This window comes from Paenibacillus sp. Y301, from assembly GCF_059445505.1.
The window spans coordinates 21,477-42,212 of sequence record NZ_JCAIUL010000005.1 but is presented as its reverse complement, the minus strand read 5'-3'; the positions used below and the strand labels follow the sequence as shown (position 1 = coordinate 42,212).

Here is a 20,736-nt window from a genome sequence, read left to right as displayed (position 1 = left end):
TAAAATCATGGGATATATGAGTAAATCAAACCTATATATTGGAGAGTGTTATGATGGAGAGCTATAACAAAACCAAATTAAGTGATGCCCAACTGAAGATCATTATGGATCAAGCATTTAGTCAATCGATTCAAACAGTAGAAGAACTATCGGATGGCTGGGCTAATGTTGCTTATGTGGTACAACTGAACGATGGAAAAAAGGTCGTCTTAAAGGTCGCTCCCTCGAACGATAAGCAACTCATGCGCACGGAGAAGAATAATATGCAAACCGAGGTTGAAGCGATGAGATTGGTCGCTAATAGGGGAGATGTTCCAGTACCTTACATATATACATACGATCCAGATCGTCGCTTGATTCCGTCTGAATATTTCATTATGGAATTTATTGAAGGTACACCTTTAAATAAAATAAAAGAAACGTTATCTAAAGAAGAGCTAGAAGGAATACAAAAACAGATCGGTGAATACAGTCGACAAATTAATGCATGTAAAGGTGCGAAATTTGGCTATTTTCATGATAGTGATGAATTGAGAAGTTCTTGGACGGATGCATTTCGTAGAATGATGGACGATGTATTGGCTGATGGTAGAGATTTAAATGTTGAACTTCCGATCTCCTATGCCGATATTGAAAAAGAGGTAGAGAAAAGAATAGATGCTTTGGATGAAGTGACCGAGCCTTTTCTTGTTCACTGGGATTTATGGGACGGAAATGTGTTTATCCATGAAGGAAGGATTTCTGGCATTGTTGATTTTGAAAGAGCATTCTGGGGAGATCCTCTGATTGAATATTATTTCGGTAAATTTGGTAGATCCGCTGCCTTTGATGAGGGATATGGTAGAGGGGTGATTACAGAGTCGGAGCGGGTAAGACGAGAATTATATGATCTGTATTTAGATCTGATATTAGTTATTGAATGTGACTATCGTAAATACGAAGATCGGAGTCATATTCAATGGACACGGAATAATTTTGTAGAAGGATTTAAAATACTACAGAATAATTGAGAAAGGTTTCACAATAAATAAAGCCAGAATATGCCAATGTAAGTTATAATGATGTTAGGAGCCAATATCAGGATAAACACGGGATCGAGAATGACAAAGATACAGATAACAACTATTGTAAGCGTGTCACTTCCCGAGTCTGGGTAATAATTATTTGTTTGGTTCCATATAATCCAGCAAAAGGCGGTGAGATCAATGGAACTTTGGGCAATATGGCTCATCATCGGAATCGTACTATTTGTTATTGAGATGCTGACATTAACCTTTTATCTGTTATGGATTGGGATTGGGGCAATTGCGGCAGGACTTATTGCTTTGGTAGTACCTGATTTATTTTTCGTGCAAGTCGTTGTTGGATGTTTAGTGGCGTTAGTGTTAACTTTCTTTACGAAACCTCTTACAAGATTTATGCGGAAAACTAAAGGGTTTACGGATGTGATTGATGATTTAGTTGGTAAGCAAGGTGTTGTTATTGAAGACATTGAGATCGGTAAGAATGGCATAGTTAAGTTGGGCAACGAAACATGGAGTGCTACATCGTATCAGCCTTTACAAAAAGGGGATGTCGTCATTGTAACCCAACGTGGTACCACGGTATTAGAAGTTCAAAAATGGGAAGGGGTTTCTTAAATGATTTATGTTGTATTGATTATCCTCGTTATTGTTGTTGTTTTTATTTCACTGACAATCAAAATTGTACCTCAGCAACGCGTAGGGGTTGTGGAACGTCTCGGTAAATTCCATCGTTTGTTAACACCTGGACTAAATATTCTTATTCCTATTATTGATCATGTAAGGGTATATCACGATTTGCGTATTCAACAGGCGAATGTTCCTCCGCAAACGGTAATAACGAAAGATAATGTTCAAGTTGAGATTGATACGATTATATTCTATCAAGTTGTGGGTCCAGATCAGGCTACATATGGTATTTCCGATTATGTCTATGGTGTTCGTAACATATCTACAGCAACCATGCGTCAGATCATTGGTAAGATGGAATTGGACGAAACGTTATCCGGTCGGGAAAAAATATCGATGGAGATTCGTGTTGCTTTGGATGAAGCGACAGAGAAGTGGGGCGTACGTATTGAACGGGTTGAAGTTATTGATATTCAGCCACCAAGAGATATTCAAGAAGCGATGGATAAGCAGATGAAGGCTGAACGTAGTAAGCGTGCGATTGTACTTGAAGCAGAAGCTGCTAAACAAGACATGATTCTACGTGCTGAAGGTGACAAACAAAGTAAAATCCTTAAGGCTGAAGGGGATAAAGAAGCCCGTATTCGTGAAGCTGAGGGGTTAGGGCAGGCTCAAGAGCTTGAAGCGATTGGTCAAGCGAAAGCGATTCTAGCTGTTGCTGAAGCAGAGAAGAATCGAATTGAGATGATTCGGGATGCTGGACTTAATGAGAGCGTCCTAGCTTATCAATCATTCGAAGCATTGACTGAGATTTCTAAAGGACCTGCTAATAAGGTGTTTATTCCTTCCAATGCGGTGGAGATTCTTGGTAGCCTGGGTGCAATTGGAGAGATTTTTAAATCTAAAAAGTAATATTGGATCTAAAGAGAGCCTAAACAGTAGTTAATGTTTAGGCTCTCTTGGTATAAAAAACGATGCTTAAGTATCTGCAGAAATAGTGAGGAGACCGTGGTTATGATTAAATATCCATTCTTGAAAAAAGGAGCAACAATAGGAATAACAGCGCCCTCATCCGGAGTTCATAGGATCGATTAAGTACATGATATCCAGATTAACATGAGCTTCTTTAACTACGCTTAATTTTCCTTGTTCCATTGCAGATCCGCTCGTCATTGATGAGATTGATTACCGAACGACGATGAATGATACTGCCGCTCAATTTTTCTTCCCAATTATCTCTCTGAACGGTATGAGAAAGGTTTCATCAATCTCACCTCCAATAAGTCGTTTGGCTCTTGGGGTGAAATATTCCGAGACAGGGTACTGGCTACCTCGATCCTAAGCCGTCTCCTGCATCATTTCGTACCTATAGATTTCATGAAGTAACCATAGTCTGAATAATGGAAACAGGCTTCGTATTGTCGTACAAACAGGATGCTCTTGTAATCCCTCAAAAGTATGTCCATGTGTGACATACATTCCTTATAAGTGCATTTTCTTGATCATGAAAAGGCTCAATCTAGAAATCAGTGGTTGATATTTTCAACCAGATAAGCGATGCCTATTGCATTCGACTAAAATGCCAACTTTGTAGCAAACTTCGGTTTTGAGCCTATATCCACCTGTACTTTAACAATAGGTTCATAAATTTTGATACGCTACATCCCCCCCATCTTTCGATATTTTACATGCCCAAAACAAAAAGAGAAACTCGAAATCATGAAATTGCCCGATATTTTTTAATTTTTTTCTCAATATTACTTACTTTGTGGCAACTTGTTGCGTTATATATAGTAGGTGGATTTTTTAACCATTTTAAACGTATTCATAGAAGGGAGGTGATCGGAAAAATTCTCATAACAACAAGCAGAGGGATGATAATCGTATAGTGTACTAATTTACAAGGGTTTCCTCTTCTTGGGCGCCTGTCTTATAGTTTTTCGTATTAAACTAAAGGAGGCAATAAGGATGAAAAAGGTTGTTGGGCTACTACTTGTTTTTTTGTTTATCATTCCTATTAATGCTTTTGCGTCTGATGTTAATATTAACGAGGTAGTACCGAAGGTCGAGGTCTCAGAAGACTTTGCATCACTCCCTGATAGTATCACGGTCGAAGGTGATTATGTTTGTGTGGATGATACTGATGATAACCTAACGGTTCAATCAGTTGATGGTCAGATTGAGCCGCTTTCTACTTGTTCTGGAGACGGAGGATATGCTCGTTTAGATGCAGCCTTTAATGGTGTCAGGTGGGAGATTAATCCTCGATTTTCCACAGTACATACTTTTACCGGTGTTTTGATAATATCAAAATTTGTAGGTGGTCTCCCCGTACCATATGATTCTGTATCGATAACTTGCACAGGCGCATTAGGTGGAGCGTGTGGAGATACCGTAAGTTTAGGTTTATCATCAGGTGCTTACAGTGTCAGCATGACTGGGACGGCAAGAGACGCTTCAGGCCTATTTTTTTGGACTGTACCGCCATGCAGTATAGGAATAAGTATCTAATATGACACTTTCTCGAAATGATAAGCAGTTGCGCATAAGTAACTTCTGCCCTATGGATTTGAATTTTCTTTTATTTATCGAAAATATCTATGAGTGCTATCATAAAGGAGAAGAGGTCTTTCCAGGTAGATACTTAATCTCAAATGACCAAGAATTACTAGAATCTGAGAGTTTTAATGAAATTTTTCATACATGTTGGGATGAAATTGTAAAAGAATTTGAACAGCAACAATACATGGACAACCCTTTAAACACGCTTCATTATAGAGATTGTTATAAGAGTTTGTTTAGAAGGGATTCAGTATTCCATACAGCTGAAAGAGTATGGAATACTTTTTCCTTGTGGTGGTGGTCTGATTACGGTATTAAAGCCTACATGGAGAGATACACTGATCTATTTATGCCAGAACTTGCTGAGCAGATATGGAAAGGGCTTTACGAAAATAATATTGAAATTGATGACGGTAGTTCTCTTTATGTCATTCTACTGTTCAAACAGCCTGTTATGGTAATCCCGAAGAGTTCAAACAAGCTATTTTTCTCAACTATCAATAACTTTGTATATAAAAAGGAGGAGATTGTCAGCGAAATTGTTGATTTATTTGTTTAAGTTATCACCCCTAGTAGCTCTGAAATGAGTTCAGACTGCCTCAAACGTGATAATCTGATTTTAGTGCGAATGCATCGGCAAAAGCCCCGTCAACCTTAATTGGTGAACTGACCCCAAAAATTTAGACACATGTAGACTTAGGCTGCTATAGAGGACTGGAGGCGGTATTCTACCGGCGACAGTCCTCTTAGCTTTTGTATAGTCCTTCGGTGGTAACAAAATACCATATTTCTGCTGCATGATGACATAATGATGTTTAGCGGTCACCGGCTTAGAGTAGGAAAAGTCGACTGTTTATGCTCGTACACGCCCTTAGCGTATATTTTCGTTAAAATGTTGGCTAGACCCCATAAAAAACTCCCTAATCTTGACTATATATTCCTCTCCCCTCGGTAAGTATTTCGGCTAATTTTGGGGAACTTTCAACTGCTGATATTAGTTATTTTACAAGTAATGTTCAAATTACTATAAGATGAAGTCATATTCATGTGGAGTTCAGTTGAGAAAGACCGTGGTATTTGGGTTATTGTCCATGATAGTAGCCATTTTATTTATCTTCACGATATTATAGTAGAAGGAAGTCTAAAATCGCATTGATTACGTGGGTGCAGATGTAATGAGGAGACCCGAGGGAATATGATTAAATATCCATTCTTGAAAAAAGAAGCAACAATAGGAATAACAGCACCTTCATCTGGAGTTAACAATGAATTGCATGACTTGCTAGAACGTTCATGTCATCGTATGAAGATGAAAGGATTCCATGTGATTTGTGGAGATACGGTACGAGTGCAGGATAAGGCAAAGTCATCTCCTGCCAAAATACGTGCTAATGAGTTTAATACGATGATGTCTGATGAACAGATCGATCTCATCATCCCTCCATGGGGTGGAGAACTATTAATCGAAATACTTGAAGATATTGATTTTGAAAATTTGAAGACAAAGTGGATCTTAGGTTATTCCGATATAAGTGTGCTGTTACTAGCCATTACGTTAAAAACAGGCATAGCGACGGCTCATGGAACGAATCTCATGGATTTAAGAGGAGAATATACCGATCATACAACAGGGATGTGGCAATCAGTATTATCCACAAGAACTCATAAATTTAACGTCCAACATTCATCCCTCAAATTCCAAAAAGAATGGCAATTTACTAACCCTTCACCTTGTGTTTTTCATCTAACGGAAGACACATACTGGGGCGTTGTTTCGAATATGAAGGTGAATATCCAAGGTCGCTTACTGGGGGGATGTATCGACGTCATTAGACATTTGATTGGCACCCCGTTTGGTGATGTTGAACATTTCCAGAAACATGTTATCCATGGTGACTCGATTGTGTGGTATTTAGAGAACTGCGAAATGAAAACAACAGACTTACGTAGATCATTAGTTCAAATGAAGTTAGCTGGGTGGTTTGAGAATTGCTCGGGTATTCTGTTCGGTAGAAGTGATGCTAACCAACCTGTTGAGAATTATACTGTTGAAGATATCTATCAAGAAATTTCAGAAGAACTTCAAATCCCTATTATCTACGATGTTGATTGTGGACATGTTCCACCACAAGTGACTTTTATCAATGGGGCATATGCAGAGATTGAAGTAGAAGATGGCAAAGGAACTGTTAAGCAATATTTCAAAGAATAGATAAGTGAGTTGGGTATTCGACATGAACATAAGAAGACTTAAAAAGTCGAAAATATAGCCATTAGGCTGTCTTTTCGACTTTTTAAGATGAATGACTACTATTTAAACGGAATCTTATAAATTCTCCGGATTACGAACTCAGCGATTATGTAGAGTAGTGGTATCGTTGTATAGATGCTGATCGTATAGCTTGTACTATACGTGATACCCAATCCATGATGGAAAATAAAGGTGAAGATATGAATAAACATATTCGTAAAGCAGAACGCGTAACTTCGAATCATCCATTTTCGATGTAGATTGATTTGTTTCTTTTTAATTTGGATGAGTGCAATTAGAGTCATTACCGGCCAAATGATATTTAGTGTATTGAATGCGACGCTATTCAGTTTCCCGCCGGTTGAATAAGGTGCCATGTAGCCAGAGGTTAAGACAACAAGAAGGACGGATATAACATATACATAACCATTGAGTCGATGGAACTTACGATATTTACTCAACATTCGATTAGAAAAATTGATTGCTCCTGATACCATAGCTATACAAGCAACAACTACATGGATATACATGATATTTAACCAAAGTGGGATGGGTAAAGGACGGCCAAGTCCAACTTTATGGCTTAGAAAATCAATAGCTTGGGGATCGTGAATGAAATTTTTATACAATACAAAAATGATGAAAAGGATGGAAACGATTAGCATAAGTTGATATAAACGCTTGCTTGAGAACATTGGATTAAACCTCAATTCGGAGTTGGTATCTTTTATTATTGTAATCCAAATGTCGTATTTATTCACTATTTGCAAGTCGACCAGCTACCTATCAATTAAACATGAAGGAATAATTTGTAATAAATAATCTTGCTGCTGTCTTAAAATGATGTTTAATGAATGTGATAGTATGTATAAATATAAATACAGTGAGCATTGATGTATCCAACTGGAGGGATATAAGAACATCAGCAGCGATTACAAGTATTATCTTGAGTCTTGTGAGTTATCATTTATGGTTCACGAAAGATCTACGAATGGCTCCATGACTAGGTATTCGTGCGAATGGAATCCCATGGGCTTAATAAGTTATAATGATTATAATATCTATTAACTAATAAAGGGACTGATAGCTAATGCGACAAACGGCGGCAGAGATGATGAGACGCTCTCAACTATTGCTCAAACAAAAAAAATTACTGTTTCTAGTCGTTGTTCTACTAATTGGATTAATTATTATGGTGTTTAGTAAGATTTCTTACATTTTCACACCTATCAAAATTATTCTCAGTACAATTTCTATACCCATCATATTAGCTACTGTGGCTTATTATTTGTTTAACCCACTGATTGATTTCATGGAACGACGAAAGATTGGACGTGGTTATTCGATCCTTATCCTGTACGCAGTCATTATTGGATTATTAACGGTTCTCATTGTCGAAATCATTCCAGTGGTTCGCAATCAAGTAACGGAGTTTATTGAGAATCTTCCAGTATACAGTGAGGAAGCGCAGCTGTTATTCGAGAATTGGATAGGTAGCGACCTATTCTCTCAGATTCAGCAGAATCTTGGGTTTAATGCACCCGATCTGATGGGTGAGATTTCTACTAGAGCTTCATCGGTTTTTAACAATACATTTAAAGGGATTGGTACTGTAGTAGGTGCTGTAACAGAATTTATTCTAGCCTTTATTATTGCACCTTTCATTTTGGTGTATTTATTGAAGGATGGAAAGAAACTTCCTCCGTATCTTCTGAAGATTCTTCCAACGAAGGCTCGTCCAGGAACATTAAAAGTATTAGGAGAAATTGGTCATCAAATCAGTTCATATATTCGTGGTCAGATTATCGTGAGTGTTTGTATTGGGGGCTTACTCTATATCGGTTATCTTATCATCGGTCTAGATTATCCTGTGGTACTTGCAATCATTGCAGCTTGTACAAGTATGGTTCCGTATCTGGGCCCTACGATTGCCATTGCACCTGCCATTATTATTGCTTTAGTAACATCACCGATCATGCTTCTCAAGATGGTTATCGTATGGACGATTGTACAATTGATTGAAGGGAAATTTATATCACCACAAATTATGGGTAAGACGTTGAGTATTCATCCTATTACCATTATTTTTGTTATTCTCGTAGCAGGTAAACTATTCGGAGTTCTTGGAATTATATTAGCAGTACCTGGTTACGCCATATGTAAAGTCATCGTGATGCACTTATTTCAATGGTTTAAGAGCACATCAGATTTGTATGCACCTTTACCGGAAGTTATGGCGAATGAAGAACCTGCGGATAGTGATATTTAATGAGGAGTTATGACATGGATCCCACAATCGATATATCATATAAACCGCCGTTACCTAAGGAATACAATGCTTTAAGAGTGAGAGCAGGAATGAGCCCTAGAGACGAAGTGGGAGCTGCTATAGCTCTGAACAATGCAATCTTTACTGTTACTTTGAGAGACTCCCATCAACTCATTGGCATGGGAAGAGTGGTCGGTGATGGAGGGTGCTTCTATCAAATTGTAGATATTGCGGTAGATCCGACACATCAAGGCAAGGGACTAGGAAAAGTGATTATGTCGCATATCATGGATTATCTAGACAAGAATGCATTTAAAGACTCCTATGTGAGTCTAATAGCTGACGTTCCCGCTGATCATTTGTATAAGAAATTTGGCTTCGAATACACTCAACCAAGATCTATTGGTATGTATAAGAAATACTAGAGTAACTATACTTAGCGATAAGTTCTTCGTTACTGCTGGCATTATTCGTGTTACTTACAGAATAGGACGGAGCATCTTTATTATGAAAAAATTCAAGAAATTCTATATCGAGATAACAAGTGTATGCAACTTGGCATGTTCCTTTTGTCCACAGACGAAGCGACAAGCGAACTTCATAAAGATTGAAGATTTCACCAAGATACTTGACGAGATCAAGCCACATACGGATTATATCTATTTCCATGTGAAGGGTGAGCCGCTTCTTCATCCCAAAATCGATCAACTATTGGATCTAAGCCACGAGAGAGGATTTAAGGTTAATATTACGACGAATGGCACACTTCTACATAAGGCAAAGCATAAAATCATGATGAAACCCGCCTTACGACAGTTGAATTTCTCGTTACATAGTTTTGATGGTCACGAGGGTTCAACGGATAAGGAAGGGTACGTATCTTCGGTTCTTACTTTTGCTAAAGAAGCCGTGGAGAAATCAGATGTTCTGGTATCACTTCGATTGTGGAATTTGACAGAAGACAACATAACTAATGCTGAACGTCATCGAAATCGGCAAATCTTAGCATGGATTGAGCAGGAATTTGATCTAGATTATAAAATAGAAGAAAAGGTCGTTCCCGGTAGTGGCGTGAAGATTGCGAAACAGATCTATCTCAATCAAGATCATGAATTTAAGTGGCCAGATTTGAAGGAAGAGGAAGACGAGGGTAAAGGATTCTGTCATGGGCTTCGTAATCAAGCAGGCATCCTTGTAGACGGAACGGTCATTCCTTGTTGTCTTGACGGTGAAGGTGTCATTAATTTAGGGAACATCAATCAGACACCATTCTCAGATATTGTGGAGAGTGAACGGGCGAATAACCTTTACAATGGATTCTCAAGAAGAGAAGTTGTAGAGGAGTTATGTAGAAAATGTGGTTATCGGAAAAGATTCTCTTAATGTGAACCAATGAGCGGGTGTCTCATCATGGGGATGTTCGTTTTCTATGGGAAAAGTAAAGAGTAGAAATCGTGTAAAAAAGGAGATCAGTCCTATGAAAAAATGGTTTCGTTTTCGCTGGTGGAAGCTGCTAATCCTCATTGTGATCTTGATTGGTATTGGGATGGCAGTCTATCTGAAACCTTACGCTCCGGATGCACGAGCACTTGAGGCGATGAAGGGTGGCAATGGAATTACGGTGTCTGAACAGAGTAAGTGGATTCAGTTCGATCCAAAGAAATCGGAGGGGTCTAGCGTCATTTTTTATCCTGGTGGATTAGTTAAACCTGAGAGTTATGCACCTATGGCTAAGGAACTTGCCTCCCAGGGTCATCGGACTTATATTGTAAAAATGCCATTGAATCTCGCTGTACTTGGAGGAGATCGAGCGGATGCTATACTCAACATGGATTCGAAGGAAAGGTTTGTCATCGGAGGTCATTCACTAGGTGGCGTTATGGCATCGCGTTACGCATCAGCACATCGAGACCAGATCGAGGGAGTATTCTTTCTAGCAGCCTATCCTGATTCAAAAGGGAGCTTACTCGAAACGGATGTACCTGTGATATCGTTGACAGGATCGGATGATGGCGTCTTGAAAAAGGATGCGTATGAATCTGCTAAACAGTACCTTCCGGAATCATCAGAATATGTCGTGATCGAAGGTGCTGACCATGCCCAATTCGGGAGTTATGGCGATCAACAGGGAGATAATCCTGCAGGGATTACACCGGAATTACAGCTTCAAGCGGTAATAGATAATTTAACGAAATGGATGGAAATGTGGGAATGACGCCAATACGAGGTTTATTGAAAAATTGATACTCGGTAGGGGCTCTCTTGAAGTGAGTAAACGAGCAGCGGCTACTATAGGCTGTTCGTTTTTTTGTATGAATAAAATCCATGAAATCTGTAATACAACTCGTCATATCTTGACATGGTATGCAGTGTTGTTCAGCAGTAACGCTCCATATGGTATAATGGTAGAATCGGATTCAGCAAACTAGAGGATACTTGGTTTGAAGTTACAGGAGTTAAAGGAATGACAACATATAATAACGATGCAATCAACATATCGGTACAACTTGGAAAGGAACGATGTGCATGGCAGTACACGAGGATAATAAGTCATCGAGAGTTCAAGAAATGATTCATGTAATGACTACAAGCGGTTGGCGGATTACAGAACAACGTAAGAAATTAGCAGAAATATTTACGGAAGCGAATGGCTATTTATCTCCCAAAGAGGTATATGATCAGATGACGATCCCTTATCCGAGTGTTAGTTTTGATACGGTGTATCGTAATTTACGCTTACTGAGCGAAATGGGCGCATTGGAGCAATATTATTCAATGGAGGGCGGTTTGAAATTTAAAGCCAGCTGTTCAACACATCATCACCATCATCTCATCTGTGTGAATTGTGAGAAAACACTAACGTTCGATTATTGCCCTATGGAGCAGTCTTTGAAATTACCGGGTTCTTTTAAAATCATGAATCATCGCTTCGAAGTATATGGGTTATGCGAGGAATGCCAAGCGGGGCAGGAAAGCAAAACCTAAATTCACTTATAATATTCAGGCGCATGCTCAATATCAATAAGGATTTGAGCACTAAAATTTTTTAGATCATCTAGAGACACCTTGAAATTCGGAATCCAACCTGAAAGAAAAATAATAATCAGATAGAGGTCGGTTGTTTGTTCATAATACCATTTCCACTCGAAAGATTCGTCGTAATGCGAGAAATACCCATTATAAAGTTCCATTGGAAAATTATCTAACATCTTGATAAAACTACTTAATGTTTGGTTTGTCCAGCCAAAATCAACTGCAACATCGTTTTCGAATTGGGGATCAGTGATAGTAACAAGTATATTGCATCCTTGATCTAAGTTTTTGTTTCGTTTAGTTATTTGAAAATCTAAAAGTTTACGATTATTTAAATGATCTCTTAATATAGCCATAATAAACCATCACTCCTAACATGAATTATAGTAATCTTAGTTAGTATATATTAAGTGCATCAAGAAAAGATACCTGTAAAAAAGGATCGCAAAGTATGTACCCATACAGGGTATAAGCGTTGCGATCTTTTTATAATTACATGTGTAATTATATTTCCTGATCCTTAAAGGCTACTAGCTCTTCCAGAGAATAGCATCGATATCCATAGCAGGGATAATGCCTTCTTTAGAAGCCCGGTGAAGTAGTGCCTTAATGGCACCGTAACCATCATTACCAAGATTGGCACTAAACTCGTTTACATATAAATCAATATGCGCTTGAACGACTTCGGGAGACAATTCTTGGGAGTGATGGAGGACATATTCCTGGGAAGCTTCTGGATGAGCCCACGCATATTCGACAGATTCACGAATCCAAGTCGTAATCTGATTTAAATCTAATGATTTACGAGCGATAATAGCTCCCAAAGGGATGGGTAAGCCAGTATCTTCTTCCCACCAACTTCCTAAGTCGGTCATTAACGACAAACCATAATCGGGGTAGGTAAAACGAGCTTCATGAATGACGAGTCCAGCATCAATGAGGCCATCACGTACGGCAGGCATGATCTGGTCAAAAGGCATGACTATAATTTCACCTATTCCACCTGGAATGTTCTGTGCTGCCCATAAACGAAACAATAAATAGGCGGTAGAGCGTTCGCTAGGAACAGCAACACGACGACCGGAGAGAGATGCGGGATCACTCGTAATCTTATCTCTACCGGATGTGAGAACTAATGGACCGCAACCCCGTCCGAGAGCACCACCACACGGTAGTAATGCATATTCATCGGATACCCAAGGTAAAGCACCATAGGATATTTTGAGAATATCAGGACCATCAGCTCCTTGAGATAACGTATTCGTAATATCAATATCCGCGTATGTAACTTCTAATTCTGGTGCACCAGGGATTAAACCATGGACCCAGGCATGGTATATGAACGTGTCATTAGGACACGGAGAAAAAGTAATCTTCATGTTAGTACCTCCAGTAGTATTGTGCTCGCTGCTTCAAGCGCTTCGAAAGCTTCTTTCATCTTCCATGCTGCTCGATCCCTTGGACCCACAGCATTAGATATCGTCCGAATTTCAAGAACGGGGATGTTATAGATCTGGGCTGCAACAGCTACACCATAACCTTCCATCGCTTCTGCAGTAGCTCCGGGTATACGCTTGTCCAACATCATCGCACTCTCCGATGAACCTGTCACTGTAGACACGGTAAGAATGGGACCTGTATGAACGGAAAGACCAGCACGTTGCAATGCATTCGTTACTAGTGATACAAGGTTGGATTCAACAGAAACACGGGAAGATCCAAAGCCTAGTTCATCTACGCTGCAGAAGCCTTCAGAAGTCTCTGCTCCCAGATCTGCGGCTACAATGTGACTTCCGACCACAATAGAGCCAAGTTCTGCTTGTCCAACAAATCCTCCACCAATACCAGCGCTAATCACTAGGCTATAATCGCCTAAGGCGAGTGCAGTTGCTGTATTTGCAGCAGCAACGGGAGAACCAACGCCTGCGATTCGAACATCAAATTGATTAGATCCATGAATACCACGAAGGACAGCGTCTCTCTCTGCCTCGACAGCGGTCATAATCAGTATGCGTTTCTCTGAATCAAGAGGCTTCTCAGCATTCTTGACTGTTTCAATCCTGTTATCTTGCTTCAAAGTTATCCCCTCACTCGCGTATTTATTATCTAATACGTACCGTTACGATTAGACTTCTCAATATATAAAGTTACCGTTAACAGCTGAGGATGTAAAGGGGAAGGGACATAGAGTAATGCGTTCAGCGGATACACTAGATTGTTGATCCCCATAGAATCAGGCATATACAAGCTATTTCACGAATAAACTTGTTCCATAACGCCATATTTAAGCAAACCTTGGACAAGGAGTTGATGAACTCATGATGGATACAATGTCTCCTAACATTTCTATATTAGGCATAGGTACTGCACTCCCTACATACCGAATTGAACAAGGTGAGGTGCTAGATAAACTAGAGGAAGCCTTACAGGACTCCCCCAATTCTGTACGGTGGGCTAGAAGAATCTTTAAACAATGTGGTGTAGCGACCCGATATACGTGTGAACCTAACCTCGTCGCCAAAGGTTCAACGAATCGTTATCTGCCATCTAAGGGACTTCAAGATGTTCCTTCTACCGCAGAACGCATGGAAATTTATAAAAGAGAATCTATTCCCTTAGCGATACAAGCAGCGAAAGGCGCCCTACTTGATGGTGAGATTGAGGCTTCACAGATCACGCATCTGATAACGGTGAGTTGTACAGGGCAATTTCTTCCGGGACTGGATGCTGTTCTTGTGAAGGAAATGGGATTATCTCCACATGTGAATCGGATTCCATTAACTTTTCAAGGATGTGCTGCTGGGTTGAAGGCAATTCAATTAGCCAGGACGTTGATGGAGGGGCAATCAAGTAGACATATACTCATTGTCTGCGTGGAGTTATGTACACTTCATTTCCAACCTTCGAGCGACCGTGAGGCTTTGTTTGGTGCATCATTCTTCGGCGACGGGGCATCAGCATGCGTGATCGGTAGCGCAAATACGAACAGTAAAGGCCTGTTTCAATTAGGTGAGGGCCATTCTATTCTTTTGCCTGAATGTAGTGAGGAAATGATATGGGAAGTCGGCAATTATGGATTCGATCTCTATCTGTCTACAAATATCCCCAAATTGTTAGGACGTTATCTGACTGCGGAAATGGATGCACTCTTAGATGGAGAAGAGGCTCCTAGTTTATGGGCCATTCACCCTGGTGGTAGAGGTATAATTGATGTCGTTCAACAGATGTTCCAATTAACTGATACTCAGGTTCATTCTAGTCGAAGTATTTTACATGATTATGGTAATTTATCTTCAGCCACCATTCTGTTTGTTCTAAAAGCAATGCGTGAAGATCTTCTAGCTCATAAAGTAGAATCATCAAGTGGTGTAGCCTTAGCTTTTGGACCTGGATTAACAGCAGAACTAATTAAGTTTATGTACCTTCCTTCTACCATTCTGCAAGAACGGGTTATCGATCATGTTCATTCTTAAAAAGTTGCAGAAGAGAGCCGAAGAGCCTGAATTAATGGATGATTTCAGTATGGGCGGAACTGACCTTCACGAAGCACTACGAGATCTAAGGCTATTGAATCAAATATTTGTTGCTTCTAGTCCTACTATTTATGGTATCGAACGCTTGTGGATTCTGGCAGGACGTCCGAAACAACTATCTATCCTTGATGTGGGAGCGGGTTCTGGAGATGTAAATAGGCGTGTTCTGAAGTGGGCGGATAAGAGAGGCATTGATATTACGATCCAGCTAGCAGATGTCACAGAGGAAGCCTGTGAAGAGGCACGCCAATTCTTTCACGATGAACCACGTGTAAGTGTACGATTAGTGGATGTGAAAGACATACCTGAAGCAAGTGTGGATATCGTGAGTGGATCGCAATTTGTTCATCATTTTACGGGAGATGAGCTTAACAGAATCGTGACCTATATGCATAAAGCGTCGAAGATCGGTGTTGTCATCAATGATATTCATAGACAATGGATTGCGTGGATCGCTGTTTGGATTGTCAGCCGTGTGGTATCTACTAATCGTTATATTAGACATGATGCAACATTGTCTGTGGCCAAAGGGTTTCGTGCTACGGATTGGGTTGCGCTAAGAGAAGCTTTAAGAATCCCGCAACTTCGTTACTCATGGAGACCTTTATTCCGTTATGCGGTTGTCATTCCACAGCACCCTTCTCAAGGAGAAGATGGAGGTTCAGCGCCATGGGACAAATAATGGATGCGGTCGTGATTGGTGGTGGAATTGCTGGGTGCAGTCTTGCCAAACAACTAGCAGATCTGGGTTGGAGAACCACATTATTAGACAGGCAAGTATTTCCTCGCCATAAACCCTGTGGTGAATTTCTATCTCCGGAATCTCAAGAGATGTTAAGTAAGCTTGGACTGGGTGATGTTATGGAATCGTTACAACCTCAGTTGATATCCAAAGCGAGATTAATATTTGAACGTGGAAGTTCAGTAGAAGTTCCACTACCAGGAACAGCTTGGGGAATAAGTCGCTACAAACTTGATGCTGCACTTCACGAAGCTATCATTCAAGCAGGCGTTATCGTACGGACGGGTATGCATGTCATTTCCGTCAAGCAACATGGTGAAGGGTACGAGGTAAAGATCAAACAACGAGGTGAAGTGGAGGTCATTCAAGCACGCACCGTGTATGCAGCATGGGGATCTCATCGCCACGCTAGTATGTTCGTGGAACCGTATAAATCGAATACAACAGATTCGAGTATGGCTTCTTATGTCGGGATTAAATCACATTATTCAGGCATGGATCATGAACTTGTTACGGAACTATTTTTCGTGAAGGGCGGATATGTTGGGATTTCTCCTGTCGAGAATGGTTACTCGAACGTGGCTGCGTTACTGGATAAAGAAGTGGTTAAAGGTTCGGGGACAACCGTACCTGCGATTCTTGAATCGGTTTCAAGAGAGAATACACAATTAGTAGAGAGAATGAGACATGCTGTTCCAATTGAGGGGACACAAGTATCTATCGCTCCCGTACATCTATCTCTTCGTCCGCTAGCGTGGCATGTCATTCCACATCTAGGGGATGCAGCCGTCGTGATCCCACCGCTCTGTGGAGATGGCATGTCGATTGCCCTGCGATCTTCTTTTCTATGTAGTGCTCTCGCTGATCGGTATCTACGTGGGGAGATATCCCTCTCTCAATGGCAAGAGGATTACACACAAGAGATGAATCATGAATTTGGAGGTCTTATCAGACGTGGAAGGCTTGCACACAACTTATGTTCCATACCCCAATTGACAAGGTGGTTTCCAAGTGCAGTAAGGCTATGGCCACCCCTTGGAAAGTTTCTAGTGAAAGCCACACGATTGAAACCGTATAAAGGTTAGCTATTATTGTTTAGGAGAGCTGTATCATGGTGTATCGTATGCTTGCTAAACTTTCCTATCGGTTTCCGATATGGATCATCGTATTGTGGACGGCATTTTTTGTCGTGTTTGGTACGTATGCGTTGAAGCTACCAACTGTACTTAAGGATCACGGTCTTGTGTCAGATGGGAGCTTTACACGCGTACAGGAAGTATTATCATCCGATTTTGGAATTCCCAATGAGCCCATTATGTTAGTTTTTGAAAAAGAACCATCTGTAACCAAGCAGCAGTATCATCGATACATAGAGAGTGTTCTAATGAGTATGCAGGAGATTGAGGGACTATCTCTACACATTTCTCCGCTTGATCGAGAAGGAATGTTCCATGGTAATGTGGCGTATGCACTTCTTGGATTTCGTCAACATGCCTATGAGATCGGACCGGTGCTAGAACAGATTAGAGAACGCCTACCTAAGTTTTCGCACATTTCAGTGGGTGTGACAGGCAAATCGGTTATCCAAATGGATGTGAATCAAGCAAGTCGTCACGGATTGAAGACAGCTGAGCTAATCGGTTTACCCATAGCCTTTTTAATATTAATATTTGCGTTCAGAGGTATTACCTTTGCCATACTTCCGCTTATCATAGGAATTATTGGAGTAACAGGTACCCTTGGTATCATGACGTTGGTCGGTACGGTAATGGAATTATCTAATTTTGTATTAAGTGTGATTCCGATGGTAGGGTTAGCGTTGAGCATTGATTTTGCGCTTGTGATTATTAGTCGGTTTCAGGAGGAACTCCCCGGAAGAAATATAGAAGAGTCGTTAATTATATCGATGAGCACGGCGGGACGAGCTGTAGTATTCTCAGCAGCATGTGTAATACTTGGCTTAATGGCGATTCAGTTTATTCAATTACCTCTGTTCATAACGGTTGCCTTAGGTGCCATGGTTGTTCTAATCATATCCCTCTTACTTAACTTAACGTTGCTTCCAGCGCTACTTAGTATAGTAGCTCCATATATAGCTGCCAGACCTATAGTCCCCAACAGACAGAAATCTCAACAAGCCGACACATTTCATAGAACTCAGGAAAACCAGCATCACCATGCTAAGTTACAATCTTTAGGCTTCTGGGATCGCTGGTCACGTATGATTATGAAAAGACCTGTCATATCCGTACTTGTCGCATCGATCGTGTTACTTAGCTGTCTTTTACCATTACGCCATATGGTGATTAGCATACCTGATGATAATTCACTTCCAAAGGGATATGAATCACGGATAGCAGCAGAGCTTTACAAAGATCACTTCACCTCAGATTCTAGCTCCGAGGTTGTTATAATTGCGGAAGGAAGAAATGCTATATTCACATCTCAAGATTGGATTGACGCGTACCAATGGGTGCAACGGTTGAAACAAGATCCAGGGGTGATCAGCATAGAATCCATATTTGATCAGTTTCCATTGTTGACCGAGCAACAGTTACTTCGTATGCTTCAGAATCCAACTTTTATGACGAAGATGGAGCCAGAATTACAATCTGCGATCAGGGATAATAAAATGCTCTTGCGGTTGACAATACAAGGTACCGCTGGTTCGAAAGTAGCTTCGGATTGGTTACGGGATTTGGAAGCGAAGGGAGCTTCTGCGGAACTACCATTGGTCGTTGGGGGAGAGGCGAAGTATCAACAGGAGATATTTGATGAAATTTCGAGGCATATCGGTTCTATCCTATTATTCATTGGTGTGACTAATTTTATTGTGTTATGCCTTGCATTCCGATCTATTCTGATTCCAATTAAAGCGATCGTTATGAATCTACTGAGTCTAGGTGCTTCGTTCGGTATATTAACCTTTATTTTTGAAAAAGGGAGATTGGGATTAGAGCCTAATGCGATTGCGATAATGATCCCTGTGTTTGTATTTGGTATGGTATTTGGAATTAGTATGGATTACGGAGTGTTCCTCTTATCTCGCATGTCTGAAGTCTATGAACGTACAGGTGATCACATGGAAGCTGTCACTTCTGGGTTATCTACAACAGGACGGATTATCACATCGGCAGCTGCAATTATGATTGCGGTCACCTTACCCTTTGCCTTCGCAGATGTCGTAGGGGTAAAGCAACTAGGTATCGGAATTGCAGCAGCGATATTTATGGATGCCACCATCATTCGATTGGTCCTTGTTCCTTCATTGATGTCTCTTCTTGGACAAATGAATTGGTGGATGCCATTTCAGAGAAAATAGGAGTCTGAACTTAGAGTGGATTCCTTTTACAAATAAATCAATAAATTTGGTATTCTTAAAGTATTGAACGCAACCGAAAGGAGACCCTATGTCTTTTCTAAAGAGGATTAGTCTAAATTGGGATAGTTTGTCTCGTGAAGATGAACATCAATTTCCATTTCAAATCCCTGCACTGCGTAGTTTAAACACCTTACAGTTAGAGAGCAATGTGACCTTTCTAACTGGAGAGAATGGTTCGGGTAAATCTACTTTATTGGAATCGATCGGACTCAGTTGTGGATTTAGTATCATTGGGGGAAAAGATCTGGTCATTCAGAAAGAGAAAGATAATACCTCGCTTGCATCGATTATGAAATTAAGTTGGATGCCTAAAGTGAATCATGGGTTTTATTTTCGAGCGGAGACGTTTGATGCATTCGCGAATTATATCGATGAGTTAGCAGATGATCCCGATGTGGGGAGTTCTGCTTATGGCCCGTATGGTGGGAAATCCTTGAATGAACGGTCACATGGACAAGCCTTTTTAACCTTTTTTAACAATCGATTAGATAAAAAGGGGCTGTATTTATTAGATGAACCAGAGTCGGCGTTATCTCCACAGAGCCAGCTATCCTTTATGAGATTGATATGGGAGATGGAACAAAGTGGACAAGCGCAGTTCATTATTGCGACGCATTCTCCAATGCTCATGGCATATCCTCATGCTCAAATCCTACATTTCTCAGAGTCATCAATAGACCCAATAGAATACGAAGATACGGAACATTATAGCTTGACCCGAGATTTCCTGAATCATCGTGAACGGTATTTCGATATGCTGTTCTCTGATGATGAGTGAGAGCTTAGAGATTAGGGTGTAAAACAAACGCCGGTGACCGGTGTTTCCATATTAGTGTTATGGAGTTTTGCTCTCATCCATGTACAGACTAAATGAGGTCAACCAGTAAATACTGGCTAACCTCATAATACGACGGGACACGATAGCTTAATAAAGACACAAAGGCAGCAGGTCACTGGATCCGCTGTCTTTGTTTAACTAATGGGAGGGTAGTTCGAATATATGGTATTATTTGTTTATTAAGCTAATGATTGAGTTACTTCGTTAACAGTACAGTAGTGAGGGGGTTAGTAACATTAAACAGAAAACCTTTGTTGGATTGTTCGCCTCAATATTTCTCATTTTATATGGTATATGGAAACTGATTGATTTTATTGAACCAAAAGTTGGCCCAGTAGGTAACGGTCTTAGTGATACTGTTGTGGTAATAGTATGGATATTGTTTGGTATATCAATGATTTTGGGTGTTGGGGGAGTGATTTATTTTTCTTATTTAATTTTTAGGAAGAAATGAATAATTGAAAAGCTAAAAAT

The 20,736-nt window shown here is 40.2% G+C and carries 21 protein-coding genes; 17 read left to right on the top strand and 4 right to left on the bottom strand.

Features of this window, described 5'->3' with window-relative positions; genetic code table 11:
- Positions 1-50: 50 nt before the first annotated feature.
- The 7 genes from AC1D69_RS10510 to AC1D69_RS10480 all read left to right on the top strand — a co-directional run bounded on the left by AC1D69_RS10510 (position 51) and on the right by AC1D69_RS10480 (position 6,426).
- A complete protein-coding gene (locus AC1D69_RS10510) occupies positions 51-1,010 on the top strand; it encodes a phosphotransferase family protein (protein ID WP_495456114.1) in 960 nt (319 codons plus the stop codon).
- A gap of 195 nt (positions 1,011-1,205) precedes the next feature.
- Entirely contained in the window at positions 1,206-1,640 is a 435-nt protein-coding gene (locus AC1D69_RS10505) for an NfeD family protein (protein WP_495456113.1), read from the top strand.
- The gene (locus AC1D69_RS10500) at positions 1,641-2,564 is read left to right on the top strand and encodes an SPFH domain-containing protein (protein WP_495456112.1); all 924 of its coding nucleotides are present in this window, start codon (positions 1,641-1,643) and stop codon (positions 2,562-2,564) included. It abuts the gene before it with no gap.
- Between the two features lie 306 nt (positions 2,565-2,870).
- Positions 2,871-3,038: an ATP-binding protein gene (locus tag AC1D69_RS10495; RefSeq protein WP_495456380.1), complete on the top strand. Its 168-nt coding sequence runs from the start codon at positions 2,871-2,873 to the stop codon at positions 3,036-3,038.
- 582 nt (positions 3,039-3,620) lie between these two features.
- Entirely contained in the window at positions 3,621-4,163 is a 543-nt protein-coding gene (locus AC1D69_RS10490) for a hypothetical protein (RefSeq protein ID WP_495456111.1), read from the top strand.
- Between the two features lies 1 nt (position 4,164).
- On the top strand, positions 4,165-4,773 hold the full coding sequence (locus AC1D69_RS10485; RefSeq protein ID WP_495456110.1) for a hypothetical protein: 609 nt from the start codon (positions 4,165-4,167) through the stop codon (positions 4,771-4,773).
- A gap of 636 nt (positions 4,774-5,409) precedes the next feature.
- A complete protein-coding gene (locus tag AC1D69_RS10480; RefSeq protein WP_495456109.1) occupies positions 5,410-6,426 on the top strand; it encodes a S66 family peptidase in 1,017 nt (338 codons plus the stop codon).
- Positions 6,427-6,524: 98 nt separating this feature from the next.
- On the opposite strand, the gene AC1D69_RS10475 is transcribed toward AC1D69_RS10480, so the two are convergent.
- A complete protein-coding gene (locus AC1D69_RS10475) occupies positions 6,525-6,995 on the bottom strand; it encodes a DUF2306 domain-containing protein (RefSeq protein WP_495456108.1) in 471 nt (156 codons plus the stop codon).
- 560 nt (positions 6,996-7,555) lie between these two features.
- Between AC1D69_RS10475 and AC1D69_RS10470 the strand changes: the two genes are divergently transcribed.
- The 5 genes from AC1D69_RS10470 to AC1D69_RS10450 all read left to right on the top strand — a co-directional run bounded on the left by AC1D69_RS10470 (position 7,556) and on the right by AC1D69_RS10450 (position 11,719).
- Positions 7,556-8,734 carry an AI-2E family transporter gene (locus AC1D69_RS10470; RefSeq protein WP_495456107.1) on the top strand — a complete coding sequence of 393 codons (1,179 nt, stop codon included), beginning with the start codon at positions 7,556-7,558 and terminating at the stop codon, positions 8,732-8,734.
- A gap of 14 nt (positions 8,735-8,748) precedes the next feature.
- Positions 8,749-9,159 (top strand): GNAT family N-acetyltransferase, encoded by a 411-nt coding sequence (locus AC1D69_RS10465; RefSeq protein WP_495456106.1) that lies wholly within the window; start codon positions 8,749-8,751, stop codon positions 9,157-9,159.
- 82 nt (positions 9,160-9,241) lie between these two features.
- Complete coding sequence (locus tag AC1D69_RS10460) at positions 9,242-10,117, top strand: radical SAM/SPASM domain-containing protein (protein WP_495456105.1); 876 nt, start codon at positions 9,242-9,244, stop codon at positions 10,115-10,117.
- Between the two features lie 94 nt (positions 10,118-10,211).
- Positions 10,212-10,949 carry an alpha/beta hydrolase gene (locus AC1D69_RS10455; protein ID WP_495456104.1) on the top strand — a complete coding sequence of 246 codons (738 nt, stop codon included), beginning with the start codon at positions 10,212-10,214 and terminating at the stop codon, positions 10,947-10,949.
- Between the two features lie 311 nt (positions 10,950-11,260).
- Complete coding sequence (locus AC1D69_RS10450; protein ID WP_495456103.1) at positions 11,261-11,719, top strand: Fur family transcriptional regulator; 459 nt, start codon at positions 11,261-11,263, stop codon at positions 11,717-11,719.
- Between the two features lie 2 nt (positions 11,720-11,721).
- On the opposite strand, the gene AC1D69_RS10445 is transcribed toward AC1D69_RS10450, so the two are convergent.
- From AC1D69_RS10445 to AC1D69_RS10435, 3 genes are all read right to left on the bottom strand, one after another.
- Entirely contained in the window at positions 11,722-12,123 is a 402-nt protein-coding gene (locus AC1D69_RS10445; protein ID WP_495456102.1) for a hypothetical protein, read from the bottom strand.
- A gap of 174 nt (positions 12,124-12,297) precedes the next feature.
- A complete protein-coding gene (locus tag AC1D69_RS10440) occupies positions 12,298-13,146 on the bottom strand; it encodes a 1,4-dihydroxy-6-naphtoate synthase (RefSeq protein ID WP_495456101.1) in 849 nt (282 codons plus the stop codon).
- Positions 13,143-13,844, bottom strand: a complete 702-nt coding sequence (locus AC1D69_RS10435; RefSeq protein WP_495456100.1) for a futalosine hydrolase — start codon at positions 13,842-13,844, stop codon at positions 13,143-13,145. The genes AC1D69_RS10440 and AC1D69_RS10435 overlap by 4 nt, the downstream gene beginning before the upstream one ends.
- Before the next feature lie 244 nt (positions 13,845-14,088).
- On the opposite strand from AC1D69_RS10435, the gene AC1D69_RS10430 reads away from it, so the two are divergent.
- From AC1D69_RS10430 to AC1D69_RS10410, 5 genes are all read left to right on the top strand, one after another.
- The gene (locus AC1D69_RS10430) at positions 14,089-15,240 is read left to right on the top strand and encodes a type III polyketide synthase (RefSeq protein ID WP_495456379.1); all 1,152 of its coding nucleotides are present in this window, start codon (positions 14,089-14,091) and stop codon (positions 15,238-15,240) included.
- Positions 15,227-15,982: a methyltransferase domain-containing protein gene (locus tag AC1D69_RS10425; protein ID WP_495456099.1), complete on the top strand. Its 756-nt coding sequence runs from the start codon at positions 15,227-15,229 to the stop codon at positions 15,980-15,982. The genes AC1D69_RS10430 and AC1D69_RS10425 overlap by 14 nt, the downstream gene beginning before the upstream one ends.
- A complete protein-coding gene (locus tag AC1D69_RS10420) occupies positions 15,970-17,127 on the top strand; it encodes an NAD(P)/FAD-dependent oxidoreductase (RefSeq protein WP_495456098.1) in 1,158 nt (385 codons plus the stop codon). Before AC1D69_RS10425 ends, AC1D69_RS10420 begins: the two co-directional genes overlap by 13 nt.
- Positions 17,128-17,153: 26 nt before the next feature.
- The gene (locus AC1D69_RS10415; protein WP_495456097.1) at positions 17,154-19,364 is read left to right on the top strand and encodes an MMPL family transporter; all 2,211 of its coding nucleotides are present in this window, start codon (positions 17,154-17,156) and stop codon (positions 19,362-19,364) included.
- An 88-nt stretch (positions 19,365-19,452) separates the two neighbouring features.
- Positions 19,453-20,202 carry an AAA family ATPase gene (locus AC1D69_RS10410; protein ID WP_495456096.1) on the top strand — a complete coding sequence of 250 codons (750 nt, stop codon included), beginning with the start codon at positions 19,453-19,455 and terminating at the stop codon, positions 20,200-20,202.
- Positions 20,203-20,736: the final 534 nt, after the last annotated feature.